The 17,829-nt window shown below is 58.7% G+C and carries 17 protein-coding genes and 1 pseudogene; 6 read left to right on the forward strand and 12 right to left on the reverse strand.

Annotated elements, in window-relative coordinates:
- Positions 1 to 75 precede the first annotated feature (75 nt).
- The 4 genes from AC3WP7_RS23105 to tnpC all read left to right on the forward strand — a co-directional run bounded on the left by AC3WP7_RS23105 (position 76) and on the right by tnpC (position 4,027).
- A complete protein-coding gene (locus AC3WP7_RS23105) occupies positions 76 to 1,290 on the forward strand; it encodes an MFS transporter (protein WP_092249791.1) in 1,215 nt (404 codons plus the stop codon).
- Positions 1,291 to 1,780: 490 nt separating this feature from the next.
- The gene (gene tnpA / locus AC3WP7_RS23110; RefSeq protein ID WP_102592158.1) at positions 1,781 to 2,098 is read left to right on the forward strand and encodes an IS66-like element accessory protein TnpA; all 318 of its coding nucleotides are present in this window, start codon (positions 1,781 to 1,783) and stop codon (positions 2,096 to 2,098) included.
- Positions 2,095 to 2,430, forward strand: coding sequence for an IS66 family insertion sequence element accessory protein TnpB (gene tnpB, locus AC3WP7_RS23115; protein ID WP_102592157.1), 336 nt, complete (start codon positions 2,095 to 2,097; stop codon positions 2,428 to 2,430). The genes tnpA and tnpB overlap by 4 nt, the downstream gene beginning before the upstream one ends.
- Positions 2,431 to 2,479: 49 nt before the next feature.
- The gene (tnpC, locus tag AC3WP7_RS23120; protein WP_102592156.1) at positions 2,480 to 4,027 is read left to right on the forward strand and encodes an IS66 family transposase; all 1,548 of its coding nucleotides are present in this window, start codon (positions 2,480 to 2,482) and stop codon (positions 4,025 to 4,027) included.
- Between the two features lie 158 nt (positions 4,028 to 4,185).
- Here tnpC and AC3WP7_RS23125 read toward each other — a convergent pair whose 3' ends face one another.
- Both AC3WP7_RS23125 and AC3WP7_RS23130 read right to left on the reverse strand, forming a co-directional pair.
- A complete protein-coding gene (locus tag AC3WP7_RS23125; protein WP_102592155.1) occupies positions 4,186 to 4,728 on the reverse strand; it encodes an acyl-CoA thioesterase in 543 nt (180 codons plus the stop codon).
- 122 nt (positions 4,729 to 4,850) lie between these two features.
- Positions 4,851 to 5,060: pseudogene (locus AC3WP7_RS23130) on the reverse strand (methyl-accepting chemotaxis protein); the annotation flags it as partial.
- 217 nt (positions 5,061 to 5,277) lie between these two features.
- On the opposite strand from AC3WP7_RS23130, the gene AC3WP7_RS23135 reads away from it, so the two are divergent.
- A complete protein-coding gene (locus AC3WP7_RS23135) occupies positions 5,278 to 5,535 on the forward strand; it encodes a helix-turn-helix domain-containing protein (protein ID WP_102592154.1) in 258 nt (85 codons plus the stop codon).
- 113 nt (positions 5,536 to 5,648) lie between these two features.
- Here the strand turns inward: AC3WP7_RS23135 and AC3WP7_RS23140 are convergent, their stop codons facing one another.
- Genes AC3WP7_RS23140 through gabT form a run of 3 tightly spaced genes read right to left on the reverse strand, consistent with a single transcriptional unit; the run spans position 5,649 to position 8,167 of the window.
- On the reverse strand, positions 5,649 to 6,137 hold the full coding sequence (locus tag AC3WP7_RS23140) for an Lrp/AsnC family transcriptional regulator (RefSeq protein WP_102592153.1): 489 nt from the start codon (positions 6,135 to 6,137) through the stop codon (positions 5,649 to 5,651).
- 45 nt (positions 6,138 to 6,182) lie between these two features.
- Entirely contained in the window at positions 6,183 to 6,827 is a 645-nt protein-coding gene (locus AC3WP7_RS23145; RefSeq protein ID WP_102592152.1) for an HAD family hydrolase, read from the reverse strand.
- A gap of 47 nt (positions 6,828 to 6,874) precedes the next feature.
- On the reverse strand, positions 6,875 to 8,167 hold the full coding sequence (gene gabT / locus AC3WP7_RS23150; protein ID WP_102592151.1) for a 4-aminobutyrate--2-oxoglutarate transaminase: 1,293 nt from the start codon (positions 8,165 to 8,167) through the stop codon (positions 6,875 to 6,877).
- 193 nt (positions 8,168 to 8,360) lie between these two features.
- Here gabT and AC3WP7_RS23155 point away from each other — a divergent pair, with 193 nt between their 5' ends.
- The gene (locus tag AC3WP7_RS23155; RefSeq protein WP_102592150.1) at positions 8,361 to 9,287 is read left to right on the forward strand and encodes a 2-hydroxyacid dehydrogenase; all 927 of its coding nucleotides are present in this window, start codon (positions 8,361 to 8,363) and stop codon (positions 9,285 to 9,287) included.
- Positions 9,288 to 9,341: 54 nt separating this feature from the next.
- On the opposite strand, the gene AC3WP7_RS23160 is transcribed toward AC3WP7_RS23155, so the two are convergent.
- From AC3WP7_RS23160 to AC3WP7_RS23190, 7 genes are all read right to left on the reverse strand, one after another.
- On the reverse strand, positions 9,342 to 10,421 hold the full coding sequence (locus AC3WP7_RS23160) for a tartrate dehydrogenase (RefSeq protein ID WP_102592149.1): 1,080 nt from the start codon (positions 10,419 to 10,421) through the stop codon (positions 9,342 to 9,344).
- Between the two features lie 20 nt (positions 10,422 to 10,441).
- On the reverse strand, positions 10,442 to 11,902 hold the full coding sequence (locus tag AC3WP7_RS23165; protein ID WP_102642501.1) for an NAD-dependent succinate-semialdehyde dehydrogenase: 1,461 nt from the start codon (positions 11,900 to 11,902) through the stop codon (positions 10,442 to 10,444).
- 117 nt (positions 11,903 to 12,019) lie between these two features.
- A complete protein-coding gene (gene argE, locus AC3WP7_RS23170) occupies positions 12,020 to 13,177 on the reverse strand; it encodes an acetylornithine deacetylase (RefSeq protein ID WP_102592147.1) in 1,158 nt (385 codons plus the stop codon).
- The gene (locus AC3WP7_RS23175; protein WP_102592146.1) at positions 13,174 to 14,328 is read right to left on the reverse strand and encodes an NAD(P)/FAD-dependent oxidoreductase; all 1,155 of its coding nucleotides are present in this window, start codon (positions 14,326 to 14,328) and stop codon (positions 13,174 to 13,176) included. The genes argE and AC3WP7_RS23175 overlap by 4 nt, the downstream gene beginning before the upstream one ends.
- Entirely contained in the window at positions 14,325 to 15,701 is a 1,377-nt protein-coding gene (locus AC3WP7_RS23180; protein WP_102592145.1) for an FAD/NAD(P)-dependent oxidoreductase, read from the reverse strand. Before AC3WP7_RS23180 ends, AC3WP7_RS23175 begins: the two co-directional genes overlap by 4 nt.
- Positions 15,683 to 15,991 (reverse strand): (2Fe-2S)-binding protein, encoded by a 309-nt coding sequence (locus tag AC3WP7_RS23185; protein ID WP_102592144.1) that lies wholly within the window; start codon positions 15,989 to 15,991, stop codon positions 15,683 to 15,685. The genes AC3WP7_RS23180 and AC3WP7_RS23185 overlap by 19 nt, the downstream gene beginning before the upstream one ends.
- On the reverse strand, positions 15,988 to 17,829 hold the full coding sequence (locus tag AC3WP7_RS23190) for an ABC transporter ATP-binding protein (protein WP_102592143.1): 1,842 nt from the start codon (positions 17,827 to 17,829) through the stop codon (positions 15,988 to 15,990). The genes AC3WP7_RS23185 and AC3WP7_RS23190 overlap by 4 nt, the downstream gene beginning before the upstream one ends.

Raw genomic sequence — 17,829 nt, forward strand, 5'->3', positions numbered from 1 at the left:
ATCAAATGTTAAGCCAATTATCAAATCGTAGGCAATTCATCACACTCATGCCTCCTCTCCCATTGAGCACAAGTCATGACCGGCAAATCACAGGTTGAAAATGGCTCTTTCACAACATCGAGCAATATCGAACACCTCACTACCGAGGGTCTCCCACTGACGGCCCTGTTGGCGCTGACATTGGGTAGCTTTATCGCCACCGCCAACGAAACGGTGCCGGCAGGACTTTTGCCGCAAATCGCCGAAGCATTTGGTGTGTCGCAAGCATGGGCCGGTCAGATGGTGACACTGTGTGCACTGGGCTCAGGGTTGGCGGCTATTCCTTTGACGCTCGCGTTGCAGGGTTGGCGTCGGCGCGGGGTGCTGTTACTGGCGGTCGGGGTGTTTTGCGCCTGCAATGCGGTGACCGCCCTGTCGCCCTGGTTTGCATTGACGCTGGCGGCTCGCTTCATGGTGGGTATTGCAACCGGTCTGGCCTGGAGCCTGCTGGCCGGCTACGCCAGACGGTTGGTCACCCCACCACTGCAAGGTCGCGCTATGGCGCTGGCCATGCTCGGCATCCCTCTGGCACTTGCCCTGGGCGTACCGCTGGGTGCCTGGCTCGGCAAACTGCTGGGATGGCGATGCGTGTTCGGGACGCTCTCAGGACTCAGCCTTTTGCTGATGGCCTGGATCTATCTGAAAGTGCCTGATTACCCCGGACAACGCGCCGATCGACGCCTGCCGCTGCGCAGGGTCTTGCAAACCCCGGGGGTGCGGCCGGTACTGGCGGTGGTCATGGTCTGGATCCTGGCCCATTACACCTTCTATACCTATATTGCTGCGTTCCTGGCTTCTGTTGGCTTGGCCGATCAGGTTGATCAGGGCCTCCTTGCATTCGGTATTGCGGCCTTGTTCGGTCTATGGATGATCGGCACGCTGATTCATGGCAGGCTTCGTAGCCTGGTACTGCTCAGCCTGACAGCATTCACCCTGGTGTCGTTTGTCCTTGGGCTGGGTGACCTGCCCGCCAGTGCGATCTACATCAGCATGGTCTTGTGGGGGATGAGCTTCGGTGGCGCGCCAACCTTACTGCAAACCGCCTTGGCTGAAGTTGCCGGAGACGGCGCTGACATTGCGCAATCGATGCTGGTCACCGTCTTCAACCTGGCGTTTGCAGGCAGCGGTGTGATCGGTGGCGTTCTCTTGGAAACCTGGGGGGCAAGCGCTATTCCCTGGGTAGCGCTGGCGTTGTTGCTGCCGGCGCTGATGATGGTCTCGGTGGCCAAGAGGCATGCTTTCAGGCGTTGACCGTTGAGCTGTGCTAACAATCGGCAATCGAGACTGGCCGAATGGCGGACACAACTCTGCACCAAATGAGTCCATTTGCCCGTGCACGTCGATAAAAATCAAAGTCACGAAAAAAGAGGACGAAGCGCCCACCCAGTAAATTGCAGGCAAAAAAAAGCCACTCGTTAGAGTGGCTTTTTTTTGTGTTTGGAGCGGGAAACGAGACGTGCACTGGGCGGCTTACTCATTGTTTTATATATAATTTTGAATTTCTTGGTACCGTGACAATACTCTATGTTGTACTTGTATTTTCATCCACTCAAGCAATTAGGGATGAACGGTGGAGCGTGAAGAACTGCTGCGGTTGCTTTAAAAGGTGTATCAAGTCTGGGGAGCAATAACCGGGTGGGTTATGCAAACCAGCGTAAGCGCACGGTGAACACACCTACCGGCCTCCCAAATTAAGGGCGATGGTGTCCGCCTATTTTTAAGCGGACGCGATAGCCCTTAAATGCGCCAACGAAGCTCTTACCCCAAGTCGTTCAAAGCCCAGGTTGTTCAGGAATGCCTGCAACCCGGCGCCTCCATCTCCAGCGTTGCCATCAGCCACGGCATCAATGCCAACGTAATCCGTAAGTGGCTGCCACTTTACCGAGATCAACCACCCGCAACCCTGCCGGCGTTCGTTCCGGTAAAGGTCGCCCCGAAAAGGCAGGCCGAGTCATCTGTGATCATCGAGCTGCCATTTGGCGAGCAAATCTTCACGGTAAAATGGCCAGCTTCCGATCCCGAGGGATGCGTCCGATTTGTCCGTGGACTTGCTTCGTGATCCGCATCGACGCAATTTGGCTGGCCACCGAACCGATGGATATGCGCTCCGGCACCGAGAAAGCGCTCGCCCGGGTCGTGGCGGTCTTCGGTGCGGCGCAGCCGCACTGCGCTTATCTCTTTGCCAATCGCCGGGGCAACCGTATGAAGGTGCTGGTTCACGACGGCCTGGGCGTTTGGTTGGCGGCGCGCCGTCTGCATCAGGGGAAGTTTTCCTGGCCGAGCAATCGACATGGTGACCAAATGGAGCTAAATACTGAGCAGCTTCAGGCACTGGTGGTCGGTCTTCCCTGGCAACGGCTTGGGTCTGACGGAGCCATCCGTAACCATTAAGAGACATGGATGACATACATCGATCAGCAGATCGGGCAGAGTCATCGCCATGATTCCTACTCCTCCTCTCGATCAGCTCGACACCGAACAACTGCGCAGCCTCGCTGCGCAGTTGCTCAAACGCGTTGAGCATCTAGATTCGCAGCTGGCGAGCCTCGACAAAGAGGTGCTTCATCAGAAGACCCGCAACCAGCAACTCATTCACGAAATAGCCCAGCTCAAACGCCACCGCTTCGCCAAACGCTCCGAGTCGTTCAGCCCTGATCAGGCCAGCTTGCTCGACGACCTGATTGAGACCGACCTGGCCGCCATCGAAGCAGAGCTTGAAATCCTGGCACCAAAGCCAGCGCAAGTAGCAGTCCGCCAGCAACCCAAACGCACTGCGTTGCCTGCCGAGTTTCCTCGCACACTGATTAATCACGATCCCGAAAATACTCAATGCCAATGCGGCTGCGCCCTCAAGCGTATCGGCGAAGACGTCAGCGAAAAGCTCGACTACACGCCGGGCGTGTTTCGCGTTGAACGGCATATTCGTGGCAAATGGGTCTGTAACAACTGCGAAACCTTGATTCAAGAGCCGGTGCCGGCGCAGGTCATCGACAAAGGCATCCCAACTGCCGGGCTACTGGCCCAAGTAATGATTGCGAAATACGCCGATCATTTGCCGCTGTACCGCCAAGAACAAATCTTCGGGCGTGCCGGTCTCGCGATTCCTCGTTCAACGCTGGCCAGTTGGGTCGGTGCTTGCGGCGTGCAATTGCAGCCACTGGTGGATGCCCTGCGCGAAGTCGTGCTTGAGCACAACGTGGTGCATGCCGATGAAACGCCGGTGCAGATGCTCGCGCCGGGCGAGAAGAAAACCCACCGTGCTTATGTTTGGGGCTATGCCACGACCGCGTTCGCTGAAATCAGCGCGGTGGTGTACGACTTCAATCCTGGTCGTTCGGGCGAATATGCCCGCAACTTTCTGGGCGACTGGAAAGGTAAGTTGGTCTGTGACGATTACAGCGGTTACAAAGCCAGTTTTGCACTTGGAGTCACCGAAATCGGCTGCATGACCCACGCTCGCCGCAAGTTTTACGACCTGCACATCACCAATAAAAGCGTGCTTGCCGAGCAAGCGTTGCGGTACATCGCGGCTTTATATGAAGTTGAACGCGAAGTTCGCGATTTGGAACCTGATGTCCGGCGACGAATACGTCAGGAAAAAGCAGCGCCCCTGATGGACGCGTTTCATGCCTGGATGATTGCCCAGCGCGAGCTTGTGCATGAAGGTTTAGGGATTACCAAAGCCTTGGATTACAGCCTAAAACGTTGGGCTGCGTTGCGCCGTTACCTGGACGACGGCACGGTGCCGATAGACAACAACCATATCGAGCAGCAAGTTCGACCTTGGGCTCTTGGAAGAAAAAACTGGCTGTTCGCCGGCTCCCTACGCAGCGGTCAACGTGCGGCGGCGTTGATGAGTTTGATCCAGTCGGCCAAGCTCAACGGGCATGATGCGTATGCTTATCTGAAGGACGTTCTTAATCGCCTGCCGACGCAGCGGGCGAGTGAAATTGGGGAGTTGTTGCCGCATCGTTGGCAACCGGCTTAGCCGCGCAAGACGGGATGCCCGGACGCTTACAAACCAGCACAAGTCAGCGCGACTGGCTCTGCGGACCAATAGCGTCGACTTGATGTTTAGAAGTGATTTGGTCGTTCGCAAATCCTTAAAGCAGGACTCAAATCAGGGCGAAGAGCCTTTCAGGAACGTCACAATGCCTCTTCGCTTCGCAGTTGTTGGCTCATTTCATCACAGGCTTTCGACCAATCCATGAGCCATTGCGGCATACCTGGCGAATCCTCTGGCAAACCCAATTCCTGGCAAAAGGCAGAAGGTGAAATAGTGCCTTCTGCAGAGCGAAATAAGCCGCGCATCACAACAACGGCAACCACGCGTCTACGACTGATAAATCGATGCTCGATGTAGCTCCACTTTGCGTCCCAGCCAAGCATCCTCGTATGAATTTCGAAAGGCTCGAAAAGCTTCAGTTCACGACGAAACTTACCCCATGTGTCCCCAACGATAGGAAGCGCTTTTGCACGCAACGCGACCCGAAATGCACCGCTGCGCAGTACATAATCCATGCGAGCTACATCGGCCAACGTGAAATATCGACCATTGGTGACGTGCCGATTGAAATCCAGATCCAGAGGCCAGACCCGCATGCGGGTTACGGTCGTTGCCAACCCGTCGACAGGTCTACGCCAGGGTCTACGAAAAAGCAGGAATAGAAGCCGAAACCAGAGATTCATATGCGCCAGGATGTCTGAATGAGCAAGAAACTTTAGAGCAATGCGAAGAACTCAGATATGTCCGAAAATGACTGTTTCCATCCAAGACGCGCAATTGGGTTAGCGGTATGAGCACCTGTCCATCAAACTCGAAACTGCCTGACTAATGTGCTCAGGTCACCCGCAAGCTTCGACAGTTCCTGACTCGCCGAATGCGTTTGCTCAGCTCCAGCCGATGTCTGGATCGACAGATCGCGAATGCGAACCAGATTTCGGTCCACTTCGCGGGCAACCTGAGCTTGCTCTTCCGAGGCACTCGCGATCACCATGTTGCGTTCGTCGATTCTCGAAACGTTTGGCCCCGACCTGAATTTCAACGCCCCTCATGTCATGCTCATCTTCAGCAGTGACATTCTGGATCTGCCCTTGATAACCGCAGACCCCGTGCTGGAACTCATACATTGCCATTACGCCGATGCACAGTTGAGGGCGATCAATGGCTCACCCGAAGTGCAAATACGTCGATACTTGTCAGATACCATGCTGCGAGGATAGCTATATACATTGGAAATGGCGGCGGCTCATATCGGTAGGAGTGCACGAAGCCTTCAGAATGCATTGGAAAAAGAAGGTACGAATTTCACTCATCTCCAGGACGACTGTCGCCGGCTGCTAGCCCGCGCGCTACTGCTGCACTCCTCGCGAAGCCTTAAATACATAGCCCTCACCGTGGGTTTTCGTGAGCTCAGCAGCTTTCATAAAGCCTGCCTGCGATGGTTTGGCGCCTCGCCAGGCCAGTACCGGGAGGCTAAACAATTGCACCCGTAATGCGTTAAGTATTTGGAGTGTTCAAGAGGAAAATACTGGCCTTCCTCGACCTGGCCGGCGATTGGGATTTTCCGTGCGCCAAAGCGCCATACCGGAAAGAACCGAGTTTGCCCTCAATGGCGCAACAGCTTGCGCAATGGCACCCCCTCCTTCAGCACGGGGGACTTGATAACGATGTAGCTGAAGTACTTGGATATACCGATATTCTTGTCCAACAAACTCTCAACCACTTCCTGATAGTGCTGAATGCTGCGCGTCATGAAGCGTACCAGGTAGTCATATCCCCCACTGATCAAGTGACACTCAAGCACCTCATCCACCAGCCGAATATTGGATTCGAATTTGGCAAAGTCTTCACGTTTGTGGTCGCTGAGGGTGATCTCGGTAAAGACGGTGACCGAGTCGGTGATCTTGGCGAGGTTCAAGTGGGCCTTGTAGCTGGAGATATACCCCGCCGATTCCAGCCGTTTGACCCGTTGCAGGCAAGGGCTGGCAGACAGGCCCACAGCGTCGGCGAGGCTGACATTGGTCATCCGGCCGTCCTTTTGCAGTTCAACCAAAATGCTGATGTCGATCCGGTCCAGCTTGACTAGCCCTTCCATTGCGTACCTCTTGACTGCCATTTGTAAGACAATCTTCTAGCAAAATCAGCGCCGTAAAGACAGCTGATGCTGCGCAACCAAATCCGCCATGCTGCTGATGCAATAGTCTGCCGCGCAAGGCGAAGGCTGCCGAGCTCGGTTGCGGCCGATCAAACAACGGTCCAACGCTACTTGCGCGCCGACCGACGGTCGCGTGACATGCAGAATCGGCAGTTCATCTACGCCTTGTCGGCTGAGCCATTGTGGGTCTTCGGCCAGCGAGATGAAATCTTCCGGTGCAATCCCCAGCCGCTCGCACAACCCACTACGGTCCTCGGCATCGCGATCTCCGCGCACCAGGAGGCAATAGAACTTACGTAAGTACAGCATCGCCCCTGGCGAGTCCTCGAACAATGACCAGTTGCTCGCCGAACGGGCAAAACTCATACCCTCCTCCCAACTGGCTTGAAGGTCCCAGCTTTCAGCCAATTGGCGATGGGCAAAACACAACACACCACTGAAGCCTAGCTCAGCAAAGCGAGGGTATAGGCTCGCCACCATCGCGTTGAATTCCGTCAGCACCTGCTCCCTGGACGGCTGCCCACCACGGTTGTCGAGCAACGGTTGCAATGCCGCCCACACCCCCGAATCCCGGTCTACCAGAACTTCATCGCAATCAATCAGCAACGTTCGATAATCTGTCAGCCCCATGGTGGGTCTAGCCTCCTTGATGCGTTTCACCCGTAGCGGGCACTGCCTCAGTTCAAGACCCGTGCCAAGGCCTTGTCGAGAATTTCCAGGGCTTCGTCAACCTGGGCTTCAGTGGCCACCAACGGCGCCAGGAAACGCAGCACATTGCGGTGCACGCCGCATTTGATCACCAGCAAGCCACCGGCCCGCGCAGCATCGATGACCTGTTGGTTAAGGTCTGCGTCCGGGGTGCGCGCGGCGTCCTTTTTGATCAACTCGATCGCCAACATGAAGCCGGTACCACGCACATCGCCGATGTTCGGGTAGCGCGCCTGCAAGCTAAGCAAACCTTGGCGCAAGCGCTCACCCAGTACTTGGCTGCGAGCCAGCAATTGCTCTTGCTCGAAAGCCTCGATGACCGCGAGTGCTGCGGCGCAAGCCAGCGCATTACCACCGTAGGTGCCGCCAAGACCGCCAGGCAGTGGCGCATCCATAATCTGCGCTTTACCCACCACGCCTGACAGCGGCACCCCCCCGGCCAAACTCTTCGCCACAGTGACCAAGTCGGGCTGGATGCCCGCATGCTGGAAACCGAACCACGTGCCGGTGCGACCGAAACCGGTCTGGATCTCGTCCAGAATCAGTACGATGCCGTGCTTATCAGCTAATGCACGCAATGCCTTGAGGAACTCAGGCGGCGCCGTGAGGAAACCACCGTCGCCCTGAACAGGCTCGATGATCATCGCCGCCACTCGCTCCGGTGCAACCTGGGTTGCCAGCAGCTCATCCAGGGCACTGAGTGCCACCTCGCTGGTGACGCCGCGATAGGCATTCGGATACGGCGTGTGGAACACTTCTGGCGCGAATGGCCCGAAGTTCTGTTTGTAGGGTTGGCTCATCCCCGTGAGCGTAGTGCCCAGCAAGGTACGTCCATGGAACCCACCGCGAAAGGCAATCACCGCCGAACGATTTGTATGGGCACGGGCGATCTTTACAGCATTTTCCACGGCCTCTGCACCAGAGGTGAAGAACGCCGCTTTATAGGCCTCCTTACCACCGACCATTTCACATAGGCGCTGTGCAAGGTCGAGGTATGGCTTATAGGCCACCACCTGGAAACACGCGTGGGAAACCTTCTGCAGTTGAGCCTGCACAGCGGCGACTACCTTGGGGTGGTTGTGACCGATATTGAGCACGCCGATGCCGCCGACGAAGTCCAGATAACGTTTGCCATCCACATCCCACAACTCGGCGCCCTGGGCACGGTCAATCACCAGCGGATGCGCGGTGACCAGCCCACGGGGCACGAACTGCTCGCGCTGACGGAGCAAATGAGGGGTTTCGTCGACTTTGCTATTCATGGCATTTCCCATTGTGATTCCGGCAACCTGGAGGTGGTTGCGATGCTGTTCAGATTACGGTGTGTGAGCAACGCACTACGCCGAACTTGCCCCGTGAGAAATTCGGATCGACTGTTTTAACCCCGCCTTTCAACAGATCCTGCGCCGGGCTTGGGAGATGATGATCGCTACCTTTATCCAGCAGGAAATGCCCATGGCCTTGCTCTACAAAGCTGACCCGATACGCGGCGAACACTGGCAGGCACTGTTCGCCGAACATGCACCGGATATCGAATGGCGCGCCTGGCCACACATTGGCAACCCAGCAGACATTGAATACCTCGCCGCCTGGAGTGCGCCTGAGGATGTGGCAAATTTGCTGCCCAACCTAAAGGTGCTGTTTGCCCTGTCGGCCGGCGTGGATCAGTTGGACCTGTCGCGCCTGCCGCCCCAGCTGCCGGTGATACGCCTGCTCGATCCAGGCATCACCCAGGGTATGTGCGAGTACGCGAGCTGGGCCGTGCTCAGCCTGCACCGGGACATGCTGAAATACCGTCAACAACAGGTTGCGCGGTGCTGGCAGGCGCACCTGTTACAGCCAGCGGTGAATCGGCGGGTTGGCGTAATGGGACTGGGAGCACAGGCACAGCAGATTCTGGCGACGTTGGCGCCAATGGGGTTTGCGTTGTCGGGGTGGGCACGCAGTGCGCATCAGGTGCCGGGTGTAACGTGTTACGCGGGCAAGGAACAACTGTCGGCGTTCTTGCGCCAGTGTGACATTTTGCTGTGTGTATTGCCGTTGACCGAGCAGACCCAGGGAATTCTGGACCGACGACTGTTTTCCCAACTGCCCCGGGGCGCAGCGTTGATCAATATGGGCCGCGGCGGGCACCTGGTTGAAGCAGACTTGTTGGAGGCGCTGGACACTGGGCATTTGAGTGGCGCCGTGCTGGATGTACTACAGGAAGAGCCAGCCCCGGCGACTCATCCGTTTTGGAAACATCCGCAGATTATCCTGACGCCGCATATTGCCGCGATGACCCAGCCGCACAGTGCGTTTGGCGTGCTATTGGAAAACATCCGTCGGTTCGAGCGCGATGAGCCAATGGTCGGTGAGATAGATCGTTCACTGGGCTACTGATGCACAACAATACAAAAGAGGGGGGTGTATTGCTCTCCCCCTCTTTTGAGCGAGCTACAGCCTGGCAGCAATCGCCAGTCCTACCTCCTGAGTCGAGCCTTTGCCGCCCAGATCCGGCGTAATCGGCCCCTCAGCGATGACCGCTTCAATCGCTCGCAAAATCCCATCATGGGCAGCCCGATACCGCTCATCTCCATTCCCGAGGAAATCGAGCATCAACGCCCCTGACCAGATCATCGCAATCGGATTCGCAGTGTTCTGCCCATAAATATCGGGCGCAGAACCGTGCACCGGCTCGAACAACGACGGAAACCGCCGCTCCGGGTCCAGGTTCGCCGAGGGCGCAATTCCGATGGTCCCCGCGCATGCAGGCCCAAGGTCAGACAGGATGTCACCAAACAGATTCGACGCCACCACCACATCAAAGCGATCCGGCTGCAGTACAAACCGTGCACACAAGATATCGATGTGCTGCTTGTCCCACGCCACCTCAGGATAGTTAGACGCCATCAGCGCCGTGCGCTCATCCCAGTACGGCATGCTGATGGAGATCCCGTTGGACTTGGTGGCCGCCGTCAAACGCTTGCGCAGGCGGGTCTGGGCCAAGTCGAAGGCGAACTTGAGGATGCGGTCCACACCACGCCGGGTGAACACCGACTCCTGCAACACGAACTCGTGCTCGGTGCCTTCAAACATCTTGCCACCCACCGACGAATATTCGCCCTCGGTGTTTTCGCGGATCACTACAAAGTCGATATCCCCCGGCTCGCGCCCGGCCAATGGGCAGGGTACGCCGGGAAATAGCCGCACCGGGCGGATGTTGACGTATTGGTCGAAATCGCGACGAAACTTAAGCAGCGAACCCCACAGGGAGATATGGTCCGGCACCTTGTCCGGCCAGCCCACGGCACCGAAGTAGATGGCGTCGAAACCCTTGAGCTGCTCAAACCAGTTGTCGGGCATCATCTGCCCGTGTTCCAGGTAATAATCGCAGTGGGCCCAATCGAGGACCTCGATACTCAGGTTGAGGTCCCAGGTTTTTGCAGCCTGTTCCAATACCCGCAGCCCTTCGGGCAGTACTTCCTTGCCAATGCCATCGCCGGCAATCGCGGCGATTCTGAATACCTTGCTCATTGAGCACACCCCATTAATTGTCAGTTCAAGCCGCCGATGTGGAACGCTTTGACCTCAAGGTATTCGTCAAGGCCGTATTTGCTGCCTTCACGGCCAAGGCCCGATTGCTTTATCCCACCAAACGGCGCGACTTCCATCGAGATGATCCCGGTATTGAGTCCCACCATGCCGAACTCCAGCGCCTCGCCAAACCGCCAGGAGCGCTGCAAGTCCTGGGTGAAATAATAGGCACCAAGGCCGTAAGGGGTGGCATTGGCCAGCGCCAGCGCTTCGGCCTCAGAGGTAAAGCGCATCAGCGGCGCCACCGGACCGAAAGTTTCTTCGTTAGCCAACAGCATCCCGGCGTGTGCATCGCCCAATACCGTAGGCTGCACAAACTGGCTATCGCCGCTGGGGATCGCGCCGCACAACAGCTTCGCACCCTGGCTCAGGGCATCGTCGATATGCCGCGCCACCTTGTTCACCGCAGCGGGGTTGATCAGCGGGCCAATGGTCACACCCTCCTCCAGGCCGTTGCCGACCTTGAGCTTGCCCACCTCTTCCACCAGTCTCGCGGCGAAGCGGTCATAGATGCCGTCTTGCACGAGGATGCGGTTGGCGCACACGCAGGTTTGCCCGGCGTTGCGGAATTTACTGATCATCACCCCGGCCACTGCCTGCTCCAGGTCGGCATCATCGAACACGATAAACGGCGCATTGCCCCCCAGTTCCAGGCTTAGCCGCTTGATGTGCTCGGCACTCTGGCGCATCAGCAGGCGGCCAACGGCAGTTGAGCCGGTGAAGGAAATCTTGCGTACCGTCGGGTTGCCGGTCAGTTCTTCACCAATGCCGGCAGGCAGCCCCGTGATCACGTTGAACACGCCAGCAGGAATGCCGACGCGCTCGGCCAGCACCGCCAGGGCCAGGGCTGACAACGGCGTGAGGTCCGATGGTTTGACGATAATCGGACAACCAGCAGCCAATGCCGGCGCGCATTTTCGGGTGATCATCGCATTGGGGAAATTCCACGGGGTAATGGCCGCACACACACCCACCGGTTGCTTCAACGTCAACAGACGACGATCACCACTGGGGGCCTGCATGGTTTCACCGTAGATCCGCCGCGCTTCTTCGGCAAACCACTTGACGAAACCGGCACCGTAGCGCACTTCGCCTTTGGCCTCGTTGAGGGGCTTGCCCTGCTCGCTGGTCATGATCAGCGCGAGGTCATCGAGGTTGTCGATCATCGCGTGGAACCAGCGCTCCAACAACGATGCACGTTCTGCTGCCGGGCGTGCGCGCCAGGCAGGCCAGGCGCGCTCGGCGGCTTCGATGGCGCGACGGGTGTCCAAGGCATCCATGGCCGGGACCTGAGCCAACACTTGGCCAGTGGCTGGGTCGCGGATGTCCAGGGTGGCGCCGCTGTCGGCAGCGATCCACTGGCCATCTACGTAGCCGAGTTCAGCCAGCAGGCTGGGGTCTTGCAAGCGATTCTTGAGCATGGTCGAGTCCTGTTCCGAGACAAACTCCAGTCTAGGGAGCGGCCACGGAGGAGGATGCCGAAAGCGTGGTTACAGCAGCGCGGCCTGCTGAAATTCACAGCTGGACGGCAGGCTCTGCTACGCCTTCAACGAACCGAGCAAACCTTGCAGGAAGTGCGCGCCGGCGTCCATCTGGCTGATCTCGATAAACTCGTTGGGTTTGTGAGCTTGCTCAATCGAGCCCGGCCCGCAGACCACCACCGGCACATCCAAGCGCTGATTGAACAGACCGCCTTCGGTGCCGAAAGAGACCTTCGACGTACCGGTATCCGGTGCAGCGAACTGCTTGAGGAACCGTACCGCCTCGACGCTCGGGTGGGTATCCAGGCCTGGATAGACATTGAGGGTTTCGATCTCGATAGCCGCCACGCTGGAGAGTTTCTGCGCCTCTCGCACGATGACTTCGGCGCGCTCGCGCATTTGCTCCAGGAACTGGTCCAGATTATCCGCCGGCAGGTTACGCACTTCGAAATCCAGGGTGCACAGGTTGGGCACGATGTTCAGCGCCTTACCGCCGACAATCTGGCCCACATGCACTGTGCTATAGGGCACGTCGTAGTCGCTATCCTGGGCGCCGTGCTTTTGCAGTTGCTGCTGGCTCTCGCGCAGAGCGGCGATAAAATCACACGCCACATGGATGGCGTTGACCGAACGTGGCGCCAGGGACGAGTGTGCTTCCAGGCCACGGCAGTAAGTACGGTAGGAGCCCTTGCCCTTATGGCCGAGCACGAACTGCATATTGGTGGGCTCACCGATCAGGCACAGGAAAGGGCGCACCGGTGCCAGGTGCAGCACGTCCAGCAGTCGACGTACGCCGACGCAACCGATCTCTTCATCATGCGACAGGGCAAGCTGCAGCGGTCGCATCAAGTGATGGTCGGCGGCCTCAAGCATGGCGTCGATAGCCAGGGCAATAAAGCCCTTCATGTCGCAACTGCCACGGCCATAGATACGCCCGTCTTGAACAGTGGCGGCGAACGCGGGAAAGGTCCACGCCTGCCCCGCCGCCGGCACCACATCGGTATGCCCGGACAGCAATACGCCGGGTTGTTCCTTAGGCCCGGTGCTGGCAAAGAGATTGGCTTTCTTGCCGCTTTCATCTTTGACGATCAGAGACTCGATGCCTGTGGTCAACAGCAGATCACGCACATAGTCGATCAGGGCCAGATTGGACTCCGACGACACAGTATCGAAGGCCATCAGGTGTTTGAGAATGTCGAGAACGCGGGGGGTCATGAGGCCTGGCTCCGTTGTACGTCTGGAAGGGCAAAACGCGTGATAGAAAACGGCGCGATGGGCGTACTGGTGACGCCGGTACTCAGCAGTTCGGCCATCACATCGCCGACGCCAGGGCCAAGCTGGAATCCGTGGCCGCAGAAGCCGAACGCGTAGAACAACCCGTCGACCGTGCCACTGGGCCCCATGATCGGCAACGAGTCGGGCAGATAGCCTTCGATGCCGCTCCACACGCGGATGATGTTCAGGTTGCCAACACCCGGCAGCAGACGGCGCATCTGGCTGATCTGGTTGAGGATACTGCGTGGTTCGACGTAGGCGCGCCGGTTGAGCATGTCCGGCTTGCTGCGGTAACCGCCGCCGATGACGATATTGCCCCGAGGGATCTGGCGAAAGTAGATCACTTCCTCGGGGATCTTGGTGTACACGCCGATCACGGTTGGCAGCGCGTAGGGCACCGGTTCGGTCACCGCCATTTGCGGACCGTGGGTGTCCAAAGGCACCGGTTCACCGAACTGCGCCGAGAGCTTCTGGCCCCATGCGCCCGCGGTGATCAACAATTGTGCGGCGTGGAATTGACGGCCGTCGATGGTGGTAACCTGGAAATCACCGCCCACTTTCTGCACTTCAGCCACTTCGGTGCGCTCTTCGATCTGTGCGCCCAGGCGAATAGCCGCACGGGCAAACGCAGGTGCAGCTAGCCGCGGGTTGGCATGACCGTCGTGAGGCGCGTAGGACCCCCCTTTCACATCCGGACCGAGAAAGCCGAAACGTTGATGCAGCTCAGCACCGCGATAGATCTTCAAGTCCAGTTGCGCAGCTTCCGGTGCGGCGGCGTAGGTTTCGAGCTCTGCGATTTCGTCTTCGCGATAACACACTCGCATATGCCCGCTGGGGATGAATTCCAGGTCATCGTCGATCAACTCCGGCAGGCGTTTCCACAGCGCCCAGGAACGGTTGGCCAAGGCCAGTTGCCCCAAAAATCGCCCTTGCCGACGCACATTGCCGAAGTTGACGCCGCTGGCGTACTGGCCGATTTGGTCGCGTTCCAGCAGGATCACCGATTGCCCACGTCTGCGCAGGAAAAACGCCGTCGCTGCCCCCATCAGGCCGCCACCGACAATTACTACATCTGCTTTTTGCACACTCATGGCGCGACCTCTTCGGTGAGCATCGACAACGGTTTGACCGGCGCTTGGCCGCGCTGGCGGCCGACTTCCTGCACCGGGACACCGGCACACGCGGCGATCACTTCGGCGCCCGCCTGGGAGCAATAACGCCCCTGGCAACGGCCCATGCCCACGCGACTGAACGCCTTGGCACGGTTGACCTCGCAGGCGCCTTTCTCGTTAACCGTGCGGCGTAGTTCACCAGCGCTGATCATTTCGCAGCGGCACACGATGGCGCTGTCGGGTAAGGCCTTGGCCTGATCGCTCGGCCACGGGAATGCCTGGGCCAGGCCGAGTCGGAATTGATCCATCACGGCCAGAGCTTGCTGTTGTTCGTCACGCAAGCCAGCGTTCACCGATAACTTCAAATCTTCCAACAACGCCATTGCCACCAGGCGCCCGGCGTGTTCGGCGGCATCGGCACCGCGAATTTTCGAACCGTCACCGGCCGCGTAGACGCCCTTGACCGAGGTGCGCCCAAGGTCGTCCGTAGACAGCCACCACTGGCTTGAGGCTTGGTCAAACGCCATGGCGCAACCCGCCAAATCCCCCAGTTGAGTCTCGGGCCGCAGGTGATAACCCAGCGCAACCGCATCGGCCTGCACCGTTTCAATATGCCCGCTGCCTTGCGTAAAGCGCACACCCATCACGCCATTGTCAGCATCACCCAAGACTTGCTGCGGTTGGATGCCCAGGTGCACCGCAACCTTCGCGCGGTACAACTGTGCCAACAGCTTAAGACCCGTGAACAACACTGCAGGCCGCGCCAGCAGTTTGGGCAACGCCTTGATGCGCAAGCTCAGGGGCGATGTATCCAGCACCGCTGCAACGCTGGCACCGGCCTTCACGTATTGGCTGGCTACCAGGTACAGCAACGGCCCACTGCCCATGAACACCACGCGATGGCCGATAGATACCGCCTGATTTTTCAGTGCGATCTGCGCCCCGCCCAGGCTATAGGTGCCCGCCAGTTGCCAGCCCTCAATCGGCATCAAGCGGTCTGTGGCGCCCGTGCAGAGAATCAGCGCGTCGTAATCCACCACACTGTGACGGCCCTGGCTCACACAGCACAATTGCCCCGGCGTGAGGTTCCACACCAACGTGTCGGGGCGGTAGTCAATGGCGCCGCGCAAGCGGTCGAAACTCTGGTGCAGGTCTTGGGCCTTCGCGGCTTCACTGCCGTACAAAGTGGCGTAATCTCGGGTAAAACCTTCGGGCTGGCGACGATAGATCTGCCCGCCGTCGCGACGGTTTTCATCGATCAAGATCGGCTTGATACCGGCCGCCAACAGGGTTTCGGCGCAACGGACACCGGCCGGTCCCGCACCAATGATGACTACCCGTGTAGTGGCCATATCGCCTCCGGTTGTGTGGTGACAATATCCAGCCCCTCGCGCACTTCATTGGAACAGGCACGCAGTCGTTCGCCGCTGCGCGTCCAAACCCAACAGTCCTGGCACGCGCCCATCAGGCAAAAACCGGCGCGGCGCCCACTGTCGAATTCTGATTGGCGCAGCGCGTTACCCTGGGTCAGCAGTGCGACCATCAGCGTATCGCCCTGCAGGGCTTCGATGAGTGTGCCGTCCACGGTCAGGTTAACCGTCGGCCGGCCCTGTTCAGCCAGCCTTACAAAACGCCCCTTCATGCATAGGCTCCCAAGGTCATGGTAGTGGCGCCCTGCTGGGTTTTGAGCAGTTGAGCGCCGTCGTGGTGGCAGAGGATTTCGCCACCGTTTTCCAAGGTGCGGCGGTTCGGCGCGGTCAGGTTGCACAGGCCGTCGATGCGCACCGGGCAACGGTTGAGAAAGGTGCACAGTTGCGGCACGTTGGCTCGCTCGCCAATCGGCGGCAGCGTGCCGCACGTGGTGCCGCAGTTCTCTAGCCAACCCTGGCGCAGCTCGGGAACCGAATGGATCAGCAGATCGGTGTAAGGATGAAACGGCGCCTCAGCAAACGACTGGCGACTGCCAGCCTGCACCTTATTGCCGCTGTACATCACGACAATGTCATCGCACAGCGCACGCACGGTAGAAATGTCGTGGCTGATAAACAGGTAGGACACCCCCAATTGCTGGCGCAGGTCGCGTAGCAGTTCAAGGATCGCCGCACCCACCACGGTGTCGAGGGCTGAAGTCACTTCATCGCACAGGATCAGGTCAGGTTTGGCCGCCAGGGCCCTCGCCAGGTTGACCCGTTGCTTTTGACCACCGGACAGCTCGTTCGGACGACGTTCGGCCATGCTGCGCGGAAGGCGCACGAGGTCGAGCAGTTCACCGATACGAGCCTGCAGGGCAGCGCCTTTGAGGCCGAAGTACATCTTCAGCGGGCGACTGAGGATAGTCGCCACACTGTGCATTGGGTTAAGCGCCGTGTCGGCGTTCTGGAACACCATCTGGATTCTACGGAACTGCTCCGGGGTACGTTCGGACAGACTGCCTCCCAGAGGTTGTCCATCAAACGTCAGGCCACCCAAGGCCGGAGTTAACAAACCAGCGACCACACGGGCCAGAGTGGATTTACCGGAACCCGACTCGCCAATCACGCCAATGGCCTGACCACGGTGCACGGTGAGATCGATGTCTTCCAACACGCGGATCAACGGCATGCCTTGCTGATTCTTGCTGCCGTAACCGGCAGTAAGAGCGCTGATAGTCAGCAATGGCACCTCTTCGGCGATGCCGCAGGGCGGACGAATAGCGGTATCGGGGCGCGCAGCCGCTAACAAGCTGCGGGTATATTCGTGGGCCGGAGCCTTGAGTAGTGGTGCAGTGGCGCTTTGTTCAAGGATCTGGCCGCCATTCAGCACGACGATCTGGTCGGCCATCTGCGCCACAACCGCCAGGTCATGGGACACGTACACTGCCGTCGCACCCCGTTCGCGTACGACGCGTTTGAAGGCACGCAGCACGTCAATCTGGGTGGTCACGTCAAGCGCGGTAGTCGGTTCGTCGAGTACCACCAACAATGGATCGCTGATCAGCGCCATCGCTGCCATCACCCGTTGCAGCTGCCCACCCGACACCTGATGCGGGTAGCGTTGACCGATTCGCTCTGGATCCGGCAGAGCCAGGTCACGGAACAGGCCGATGGCTTTGGCTTGCAGGTCGACGCGAGTGCCAAGGCCGTGGATCAGGGCGCCCTCCACCACTTGGTCGATAAGTTTCTTGGCCGGGTTGAACGCTGCGGCAGCGCTTTGAGCAATGTAAGACACGCGGTTGCCACGCAGCCCCAGCAGTTGTTTTTCGCTGAGAGCGAGCATGTCGTGCTCTCCGACCTGCACCACCCCACCGGACAAGCGACAGCCACGCCGGGCGTAACCGAGTAAGGCCAAGGCGATGGTGGTTTTGCCCGAACCGGACTCTCCGATCAGCGCCAGCACTTCACCTTTTTGCAGGGAAAAGCTCACCCCTTTGACGATTTCTACCTCGCCGCGCTCGCCACAGGCGACTACGCGCAGGTCTTCGACGCGAATCAATTCAGTCAT

It is taken from the genome of Pseudomonas sp. FW305-3-2-15-C-LB1, assembly GCF_058787615.1.

Excerpts from the sequence above, each read along its gene's own strand:
- AC3WP7_RS23105 (WP_092249791.1), top strand. The coding sequence starts at position 76 with ATGACCGGCAAATCACAGGTTGAAAATGGCTCTTTCACAACATCGAGC.
- tnpA (WP_102592158.1), top strand. The coding sequence starts at position 1,781 with ATGCGCCAACGAAGCTCTTACCCCAAGTCGTTCAAAGCCCAGGTTGTT.
- tnpC (WP_102592156.1), top strand. The coding sequence starts at position 2,480 with ATGATTCCTACTCCTCCTCTCGATCAGCTCGACACCGAACAACTGCGC.
- AC3WP7_RS23125 (WP_102592155.1), bottom strand. The coding sequence starts at position 4,728 with ATGAATCTCTGGTTTCGGCTTCTATTCCTGCTTTTTCGTAGACCCTGG.
- AC3WP7_RS23135 (WP_102592154.1), top strand. The coding sequence starts at position 5,278 with ATGGCGGCGGCTCATATCGGTAGGAGTGCACGAAGCCTTCAGAATGCA.
- AC3WP7_RS23140 (WP_102592153.1), bottom strand. The coding sequence starts at position 6,137 with ATGGAAGGGCTAGTCAAGCTGGACCGGATCGACATCAGCATTTTGGTT.
- AC3WP7_RS23145 (WP_102592152.1), bottom strand. The coding sequence starts at position 6,827 with ATGGGGCTGACAGATTATCGAACGTTGCTGATTGATTGCGATGAAGTT.
- gabT (WP_102592151.1), bottom strand. The coding sequence starts at position 8,167 with ATGAATAGCAAAGTCGACGAAACCCCTCATTTGCTCCGTCAGCGCGAG.
- AC3WP7_RS23155 (WP_102592150.1), top strand. The coding sequence starts at position 8,361 with ATGGCCTTGCTCTACAAAGCTGACCCGATACGCGGCGAACACTGGCAG.
- AC3WP7_RS23160 (WP_102592149.1), bottom strand. The coding sequence starts at position 10,421 with ATGAGCAAGGTATTCAGAATCGCCGCGATTGCCGGCGATGGCATTGGC.
- AC3WP7_RS23165 (WP_102642501.1), bottom strand. The coding sequence starts at position 11,902 with ATGCTCAAGAATCGCTTGCAAGACCCCAGCCTGCTGGCTGAACTCGGC.
- argE (WP_102592147.1), bottom strand. The coding sequence starts at position 13,177 with ATGACCCCCCGCGTTCTCGACATTCTCAAACACCTGATGGCCTTCGAT.
- AC3WP7_RS23175 (WP_102592146.1), bottom strand. The coding sequence starts at position 14,328 with ATGAGTGTGCAAAAAGCAGATGTAGTAATTGTCGGTGGCGGCCTGATG.
- AC3WP7_RS23180 (WP_102592145.1), bottom strand. The coding sequence starts at position 15,701 with ATGGCCACTACACGGGTAGTCATCATTGGTGCGGGACCGGCCGGTGTC.
- AC3WP7_RS23185 (WP_102592144.1), bottom strand. The coding sequence starts at position 15,991 with ATGAAGGGGCGTTTTGTAAGGCTGGCTGAACAGGGCCGGCCGACGGTT.
- AC3WP7_RS23190 (WP_102592143.1), bottom strand. The coding sequence starts at position 17,829 with ATGACTGAATTGATTCGCGTCGAAGACCTGCGCGTAGTCGCCTGTGGC.